Annotated in this window: 5 protein-coding genes and 1 pseudogene; 3 read left to right on the plus strand and 3 right to left on the minus strand. The window is 70.9% G+C overall.

The annotated features are described in order from the left end of the window. The first annotated feature begins 361 nt into the window (after positions 1–361). A complete protein-coding gene (locus ACWGJB_RS20440) occupies positions 362–1,249 on the plus strand; it encodes a cellulose-binding protein (protein ID WP_453381547.1) in 888 nt (295 codons plus the stop codon). Positions 1,250–1,297: 48 nt separating this feature from the next. Here ACWGJB_RS20440 and ACWGJB_RS20445 read toward each other — a convergent pair whose 3' ends face one another. The 3 genes and pseudogenes from ACWGJB_RS20445 to ACWGJB_RS20455 all read right to left on the minus strand — a co-directional run. Next, positions 1,298–2,908, minus strand: coding sequence for a sodium/solute symporter (locus tag ACWGJB_RS20445; RefSeq protein WP_453381548.1), 1,611 nt, complete (start codon positions 2,906–2,908; stop codon positions 1,298–1,300). Then, complete coding sequence (locus ACWGJB_RS20450) at positions 2,905–3,315, minus strand: DUF485 domain-containing protein (RefSeq protein WP_453381549.1); 411 nt, start codon at positions 3,313–3,315, stop codon at positions 2,905–2,907. Before ACWGJB_RS20450 ends, ACWGJB_RS20445 begins: the two co-directional genes overlap by 4 nt. A gap of 227 nt (positions 3,316–3,542) precedes the next feature. Further along, positions 3,543–3,944: pseudogene (locus ACWGJB_RS20455) on the minus strand (MFS transporter); the annotation flags it as partial. 573 nt (positions 3,945–4,517) lie between these two features. On the opposite strand from ACWGJB_RS20455, the gene ACWGJB_RS20460 reads away from it, so the two are divergent. Next, positions 4,518–5,306 (plus strand): ABC transporter ATP-binding protein, encoded by a 789-nt coding sequence (locus ACWGJB_RS20460; protein ID WP_360489974.1) that lies wholly within the window; start codon positions 4,518–4,520, stop codon positions 5,304–5,306. Next, positions 5,303–7,885, plus strand: coding sequence for an ABC transporter permease (locus ACWGJB_RS20465; protein WP_453381550.1), 2,583 nt, complete (start codon positions 5,303–5,305; stop codon positions 7,883–7,885). The genes ACWGJB_RS20460 and ACWGJB_RS20465 overlap by 4 nt, the downstream gene beginning before the upstream one ends. The last annotated feature ends 138 nt before the right edge of the window (positions 7,886–8,023 follow it).

Consider the following 8,023-nt stretch of genomic DNA (forward strand, 5'->3'; position numbering starts at 1 on the left):
GCGCGCCGCGTGCGCGGGGGTGGTGGGTTTCGCGGGCACAGTGGGGGGCGGCGGGGGGGGCGCGCGGGGGGGGCGCCGGGGGGGGGGGGGGGGGCGGGGGGGGGGCCCGCCCCCCCCCCCCACGCGTGCGTGCACGCCTCTGCCCGGGACCGGGCCGGGGAGGTGGTGCCGAGCCGGTACCACGGGGGGCGCGCGGCTGAGAGTTCACGCCTCCTGGTGCTCTCGCGGGCCCGGATGCGATGCGCGGAGCTCCGGCCGTGACATGTCTGCGGAGTGTCGCGTTATGAACACTTACGCCCTATCCATCAAGATGTGCGCGAAATCATCATTTCGTGCGGGTCCGGCGGAGAGGGGTTCCAGGGTGAGCAGCGCATCGATGCCGCCGTACGACTTCGTGACCGTCCGCGGGCGTGGTTACCGCCCCGAACAGGTCGACACGTTCCTGGCGGCACTCTCGCAGGACCGGGACGCGGCGTGGGAGCGTGCCGCGCGGCTCACCGTGCTCGCCAAGGACATGGAGGCGGAGTCCGCACACCTGCGTGCCGTCGTCGAGCAGCTGCCGCCCCAGACCTACGAGACGCTGGGGGACCGCGCGCAGCGTATTTTCCGGCTCGTGGTGGACGAGGCGACGGCGCTGCGCGACAACGCCCGGCGCGCTCTGACCGACGGGGTAGTGCAGGCAGAGGCGAGCGCCGAGAACGAGCGCTGTGCGGCGCGTGAGGAGGCGGACGCGCTCCGCGCGGCCACCGAGGAACGCGCCCGCCAACTGCTGCTCGCCGCGCAGGCCGAGGCCGAGGAGATCCGTATCGGCGCCCGGCTGGAGGTGAAGGAGGCGCGCGGCGAGGCCCTCGCGGCCTTGCGCGAGCTGCGGCAGCGCACCACCGGGATGCTTGCCGAGCAGGCCAAGGAGCACGCCGAACGCTGGATCGAGGCGGAGGACGAGGAGGCCGCGCGCGCCGCCGAGGCCGATGCGGAGATGGCCGACCGCATCGCCCGTGCGGAGGCCGCCCTGTCCGAGGCGAAGCGCGCCCTGGGCGACGCGGAGGAGTGGCAGCACCGTTCCCAGGAGGCGGCACGGGTGCGTGCCGACGAGATTCTCGCGGAGGCGCGGGTCCGGGAGGAGCGCATCGCGCGGGAGACCGAGCGGGTGCTGCGTGAGCACGGGGAGACCTGGGACGACGTACAGGCGCACATGGACCACATGCGTGACAGCCTCATGTCCCTGACGGGGCGTGCGACGGCCGAATAGCGCCCTGCTCCCCGCCCTCGCGCCCCCAGCCCGCCACCTCCGCTCCGCTCAAGCCCCCCGGCGCCCGGCGCCCGCGAGGATCCAGCCCTCCACCGCCTCGTACTGCCGGCGCTGTTCCGCCGCCCCGCGCCGGCCGGAGGCGATCGTCCCCAGCCATCCCAGGAGGAAGCCGGCCGGGATGGAGACGATGCCGGTGGTGGTGAAGGGGAACCAGTTGAAGTCGGCGTGCGGGAAGGCCGCGCCCGGCGAGCCGGAGACCAGGTTCGTGCCCGGCATCAGGAGGAGCACGGTGAGGGTGCCGCCGAGGAGAGTGCACATCAGGCCGGTGCGGGTGTAGCGGCGCCAGAAGAGGCCGTAGACCAGGGCGGGGGCGAGGGCGGAGGCGCCCAGGCAGAAGGAGAGGGTGGCCAGGGGCTGCAGGCTGTGGTGCTGGACCAGGGTCGCCAGCAGGATCGTGGGGACTCCTATGGCGAGCGCGCAGACGCGGGCGAGTTTCATCTCGCGCCGGGCCGGTGTCTCCTCGGCGCGGGTCGCGAGGACGTCGTGGGCGAGGGAGTTGGCGCAGGCGAGGATCATGCCGGCGACGGAGGCGAGCAGGGTGAGGAAGATCGCCGTGGTGACGGTGGTGAAGAGCAGGGTCCCCGCCGTCGACACGTCGGTTCCGAACGCCGCGCGCGAGCCCAGCAGGTAGGCGGTGTTGCCCTGCGGGTCGGCGGCGGTGATGGCGGTGCGGCCGACCAGGGCGGTGGCGCCGAAGCCGATGACGCTGATGATCAGGACGAACAGGGCGACGCTCGACACGGCCCAGGACATGGAGCGGCGGACCTGGCGGGCGCCGGCGGCGGTGTACATGCGCATGGTGATGTGCGGCAGGCAGGCGCCGCCGAGGACGATGGTCAGCTCCGAACTGATCATGTCCAGGCGGGGGTTGGGCCCTGCGGCGAACTGCAGGCCGGAGTGCAGGTAGGCGGTTCCGGCGCCGCTGCCCCGGGCCGCCGCGGCGAGCAGGGCGCCGGGGTCCCAGTCGAAGCGGTGCAGGACCAGCAGGGCGACCACGGTGCCGGAACCGAGCAGCATCACGATCTTCAGGATCTGGATGAGGGCGGTGCCCTTCATGCCGCCGATGGCCGCGTAGCTGATCATCAGCGCGCCGAGGCCGATGACGCAGCAGGTCTGCACGGACTCGTCGGAGAAGCCGAGGATGAACGCCATCAGCTGGCCGGCGCCGGCGAGCTGGACCAGCATCAGCGGCAGCAGGGCGGCGATGGTCACCGCGCAGGCCGTGATCCGCACGCACCGGCCGGGCATCCGGCGGGCCAGCGCGTCGCCCATGGTGAACCGGCCCGCGTTGCGCAGCGGTTCGGCCAGCAGGAACATCAGCAGCATCAGTGACAGTGCGGTGCTGAGGGCGAGGACGACACCGTCGTAGCCGCACAGGGCGATCACGCCGCCGGTGCCGAGGACGGTGGCCGCGGAGATGTAGTCGCCGGCGATGGCGAGGCCGTTGCGCAGCGGGGAGAGGGAGCCGTAGCCGGTGTAGAACGCGTCGAGGTCGTCGCGGTCCGGGCCGGTCAGCACGCACAGCAGGAGGGTGAGGGTGGCGACGGCGGTGAAGGCGACCAGGGACATGGACTGCGCGGAGTCGCTGAAGCCGGTCACCGCACGGCTCCTCGCCTGGCGTCCAGTTCCGCCGTTCTGCGGATGCGGTCGGCGAGCGGGTCGACGTGGCGGCGCGCGGTGTGCTCGTACAGGGCGATCGCCAGCCAGGTGACGGGCAGTTGGAGAAGGGCGAGGAGCAGGCCGGCGGGTACGCCGTCGGCGACCGTGCTCGTCATCACGCGCGGGGCGAACGCGGACAGCACCAGGAACAGGGTGAAGTAGCCGAGCGCGGTGAGGGTGGCGGTGCGCCGCTGGAGGCGATAGGCGCCGCGCAGCAGCCGCAGGTCGCTGTGGTGGCCGACCGGCTCCCGGTGCGGCACATGACGGGGTGCCGGCGGCTCCGGCGGCAGTGGCTGCCAGGGGTAGGTGAGGTACGACGGATCGCGCGGGGAAGGGTCCTGGGACATCCCGGTGCTCCTTGCGTGGCTCGGGTCCGTGGCGGCGGACCGCAGGGAGAGGAGGGAGCGGGGTCACGCACCCTACTCGCAAGTAGCCGAGGCTCGCGGTGTTTTTCGCCAACTGGCCGGCCGGTATGCGCTTACTGGCCGAGAGGGTGTCTGACCTCGGGTGTTACCCGCGTTAACCGGGGGGTGGGAGTCGGTTCTCGGGGACCGTGTCGACGCAGGGTCAGGTGTCAGTCCGTGAGGACCGGGAAGCGTCGCGGTGCCACGAACAGCAGGACGAGGAACGCCAGTGCGGCAGCGCATGCCGCTGCGAGGTACACCGCGTGGACCGCGTCCGCGATCGCGTGGCGGGTGGACTCGGGGGCGGTTCCGTCGTCCAGCGCGCGCGTGACGGAGTCGAGGTCGCCGGCGCCGCCCAGGCGGGCCGCGAGCACCCCGTTGGCGATCGCGCCGAACACCGAGGCTCCGATCGTCTGTCCGGTCTGCCGGCAGAAGAGCGCCGACGCGGTCGTCGTGCCCCGCTCCTCCCAGCCCACCGTCGACTGCACGCCGACGATCAGCGGCAGTTGGAACAGGCCGAGCGCGCCGCCCAGCACGAGCATGAGCAGCGTCGGCTACCAGGCGGCGCCGGGGGAGACGACGGTGGAGTCGAGCGCCGCCAGTGCCATCGCGAGCATCAGGGCGGCCACCACGGCCCCCCGCCGGCCCGTCCCGGCATCGCGCCCGGCCGCGCGTATCGCGGGTTTTCGTGTTCTCCACGCCGGATCCCCTCCCCATACGTTCCCCTTGCATCTATGTCGCGTGCGACAGCTTCCCATCCGCCCCGACCTGGCGGGAGTGCGCATCCACTTGACCCTCACGCGAGGAGAGGGAGGAGGCTGACCGCGCAGGGGGGTGGAGCCGGACCCGGAGAAGGACTCCACCCGGCGGTGGACTTCCCCTAGGGGGTTCTCCGTACTACGGCTCGGGGAGGGTTCGTACCGCCGGAGGAGGAGACGGCACCCCTGTCGTCCTTAACCTGGCTTTATGCCGCCGGGGGGCGGTTGACCGAACCGGCGGGGGTGGGGTTTTCCCCCGGGAAAGACGGGGCTTCGCACCAGCGCGGAGCAACCCCGCGCACCGCGAGACTCATCGTCGTACCAAACGCTTCGCAGCAGGACGCGGCACAAAGCCGTCCGTTCGCTGACCGACTTAGGAGACATACCGTGACATCGGCTGTGACCATTCCCAGGCACGGGGGTACTGGAGGGCGTACGGCCGTTGCCGCGCGGGCGCGGCAGGTCGTCAAGGCGTACGGGTCCGGAGAGACCCGTGTCGTCGCTCTCGACCACGTCGACGTGGACATCTCGCGGGGTCAGTTCACCGCGATCATGGGCCCCTCGGGGTCCGGCAAGTCCACCCTGATGCACTGCCTCGCCGGACTCGACACCGTGACGAGCGGTCAGATCTACCTGGACGAGACCGAGATCACCGGCCTGAAGGACAAGAAGCTCACGAAGCTGCGCCGGGACCGGATCGGGTTCATCTTCCAGGCGTTCAACCTGTTGCCGACGCTGAACGCGCTGGAGAACATCACGCTCCCCATGGACATCGCCGGGCGCAAGCCCGACAGGGAGTGGCTGGGGCGCGTGGTCGACACCGTGGGGCTCGCGGACCGGCTCAAGCACCGTCCCACGCAGCTCTCGGGCGGTCAGCAGCAGCGCGTGGCCGTGGCGCGCGCCCTCGCCGCGCGCCCCGAGATCATCTTCGGGGACGAGCCGACCGGAAACCTCGACTCCCGCGCGGGCGCGGAGGTCCTCGGCTTCCTGCGCAGCTCCGTCGACGACCTGGGGCAGACGATCGTGATGGTCACGCACGACCCGGTGGCCGCCTCCTACGCGGACCGTGTGCTCTACCTCGCCGACGGCCGGATCGTGGACGAGATGTTCAAGCCGACCGCGGACACCGTCCTGGACCGCATGAAGGACTTCGACGCGCGGGGGCGTACGTCATGACCGTCATGAAGACCTCGATGCGCAACTTCTTCGCGCACAAGGGACGCATGGCCCTGTCGGCCGTCGCCGTGCTGCTGTCGGTGGCGTTCGTGTGCGGCACGCTGGTGTTCACCGACACGATGAACACGACGTTCGACAAGCTGTTCGCGGCGACCTCGTCCGATGTGACGGTCAGCGCCAAGGGCGCCTCCGACACCGGCGAGACGACCTCCGACAACGGCAAGCCGGCGGTCATGCCGGCCTCGGTGGTCAGCAAGGTCCGTGCGGCGGACGGCGTCAAGGCGGCCGAGGGGACGGTCTTCTCGACGTCCGTGACCGTCGTCGACGCGAAGAAGGACAGCCTGTCGCCGTCCAGCGGCGCGCCCACCATCGTCGGCAGCTGGAACTCCAACGACGCCCGCACCATGAAGATCGGCTCCGGTACGGCGCCGAAGAACTCCGGCCAGGTCATGGTGGATGCCGACACCGCCGACAAGCACCACCTGAAGCTGGGTGACGAGATCGGTGTGATCAGCGCGGTCGGCACGCACACCGCGCGGATCTCCGGCATCGCCGACTTCACCGTCACCAACCCCGGCGCGGCGATCTTCTACCTCGACACCCGCACCGCGCAGCGGACGCTCGTCGGCCAGACCGGCGTCTACACCAACGTCAACGTCACGGCGGCCAAGGGCGTGACCGACGACGGGCTGAAGAAGAACGTCATGGCCGAACTCGGCGGCAGCTACAAGGTGCAGACCGCCAAGGAGGTCGCCGACGCCAACCAGAAGCAGGTCGAGAGCTTCCTGAACGTCATGAAGTACGCGATGCTCGGCTTCGCCGGGATCGCGTTCCTCGTCGGCATCTTCCTGATCATCAATACCTTCTCCATGCTGGTCGCCCAGCGCACCCGGGAGATCGGCCTGATGCGGGCCATCGGCTCCTCCCGCAAGCAGGTCAACCGCTCGGTGCTGGCCGAGGCGCTGCTGCTGGGTGTGGTCGGGTCCGTGCTCGGCGTCGGCGCGGGCGTCGGTATCGCGGTCGGCCTGATGAAGCTCATGGGCAATATGGGCATGCATCTGTCGACGGACGATCTGACGGTCGCCTGGACGACCCCGGTGATCGGTCTGCTCCTCGGTGTCGTGGTCACTGTCCTGGCCGCCTACCTGCCCGCCCGGCGTGCCGGCAAGGTCTCCCCGATGGCCGCGCTGCGCGACGCGGGCGCCCCGTCCGACGCCAAGTCCGGGTGGATACGGGCCCTGGTCGGCGCCGTTCTCACCGGCGCCGGTGGCATGGGCCTGTACGCCGCCGCCACCGCCGACAAGGCCAAGGACGGCTCCTCATGGCTGGGCCTGGGCATCGTGCTCACCCTGATCGGTTTCGTCGTCATCGGCCCCCTGCTGGCCGGCGGCCTGGTGCGGGTGCTCAGTGCCGTACTGCTACGGGTCTTCGGCCCCGTCGGACGGATGGCCGAGCGCAACGCCCTGCGCAACCCGCGCCGCACCGGCGCCACCGGCGCGGCCCTGATGATCGGCCTCGCGCTGGTCGCCTGTCTGTCGGTGGTCGGCTCCTCCATGGTGGCCTCCGCCACCGACCAACTCGACAAGACCGTGGGTACGGACTTCATCATCCAGAGCGACAAGGACCAAGTGCTCATCACCCCGCAGGCGGTGCAGGTCATCAAGGCCACGCCCGGTCTGGCGCGGATCACCGAGTACAAGACGACCGTCGCCGACTACACGACCCCCGACGGCCAGACGCTCAAGGACACCGACATCACCGCGGCCGACCCCTCCTACGCGAGCGATCTGCGCAAGAAGACCGTGGCCGGCGACCTCAAGGACGCCTACCTGCCCGACTCGATGTCCGTCCACGAGAAGTTCGCGAAGGCCCACGGCATCCATCTCGGCTCGAAGGTCACGGTCGCCTTCAAGAACGGCTCCATCGCCCACCTGACGGTCCGCGCGATCACCAGCAGCGACGACGTGATCGACCAGGGCGCCAAGTACACCTCCATCGCCACGCTCGACAAGTACGTGCCGGCCGACAAGAGGCCGCTCGACCGGCTGGTCTTCGCCACCGCCAAGGACGGGCAGCAGGCCGCCGCGTACAAGGCGCTGAAATCGGCCCTGCACGAGTACCCGCAGTACAAGGTCCGCGACCAGACCGACTACAAGAAGGCGCTCAAGGACCAGATCGGCCAGCTGCTGAACATGATCTACGGCCTGCTGGCGCTGGCGATCATCGTGGCGGTCCTGGGCGTGGTGAACACCCTGGCCCTGTCGGTAGTGGAGCGGACCCGGGAGATCGGCCTGATGCGGGCCATCGGTCTCTCCCGCCGCCAGCTGCGCCGTATGATCCGCCTGGAGTCGGTGGTCATCGCTCTCTTCGGCGCCCTGCTCGGCCTCGGCCTCGGCATGGGCTGGGGAGCCACCGCCCAGAAGCTGCTCGCCCTGGAGGGGCTGAAGGTCCTGGACATCCCCTGGCCGACCATCGGCACGGTCTTCGTCGGCTCGGCCTTCGTGGGACTGTTCGCGGCGCTCATCCCGGCGTTCCGGGCAGGCAGGATGAACGTTCTGAACGCGATCGCGACGGACTAGGCAAGCACGCCGAGACGATCGGACGGGGGGGGGGGGGGGGGGGGGCCCCCCCCCCCCCCCCCGGGGGTTGGCCCCGGGGGGAAACGGGGTTGAGGGGGCCGGCCCCCCCCACGCCCCACGGGGGCGCCCCCGCGGGCG

The sequence above is a fragment of the Streptomyces sp. NPDC054813 genome (assembly GCF_053611365.1).

Coding starts and splice junctions, on each gene's coding strand:
- ACWGJB_RS20450 (WP_453381549.1), bottom strand. CDS start 3,315: ATGTCCCAGGACCCTTCCCCGCGCGATCCGTCGTACCTCACCTACCCC.
- ACWGJB_RS20465 (WP_453381550.1), top strand. CDS start 5,303: ATGACCGTCATGAAGACCTCGATGCGCAACTTCTTCGCGCACAAGGGA.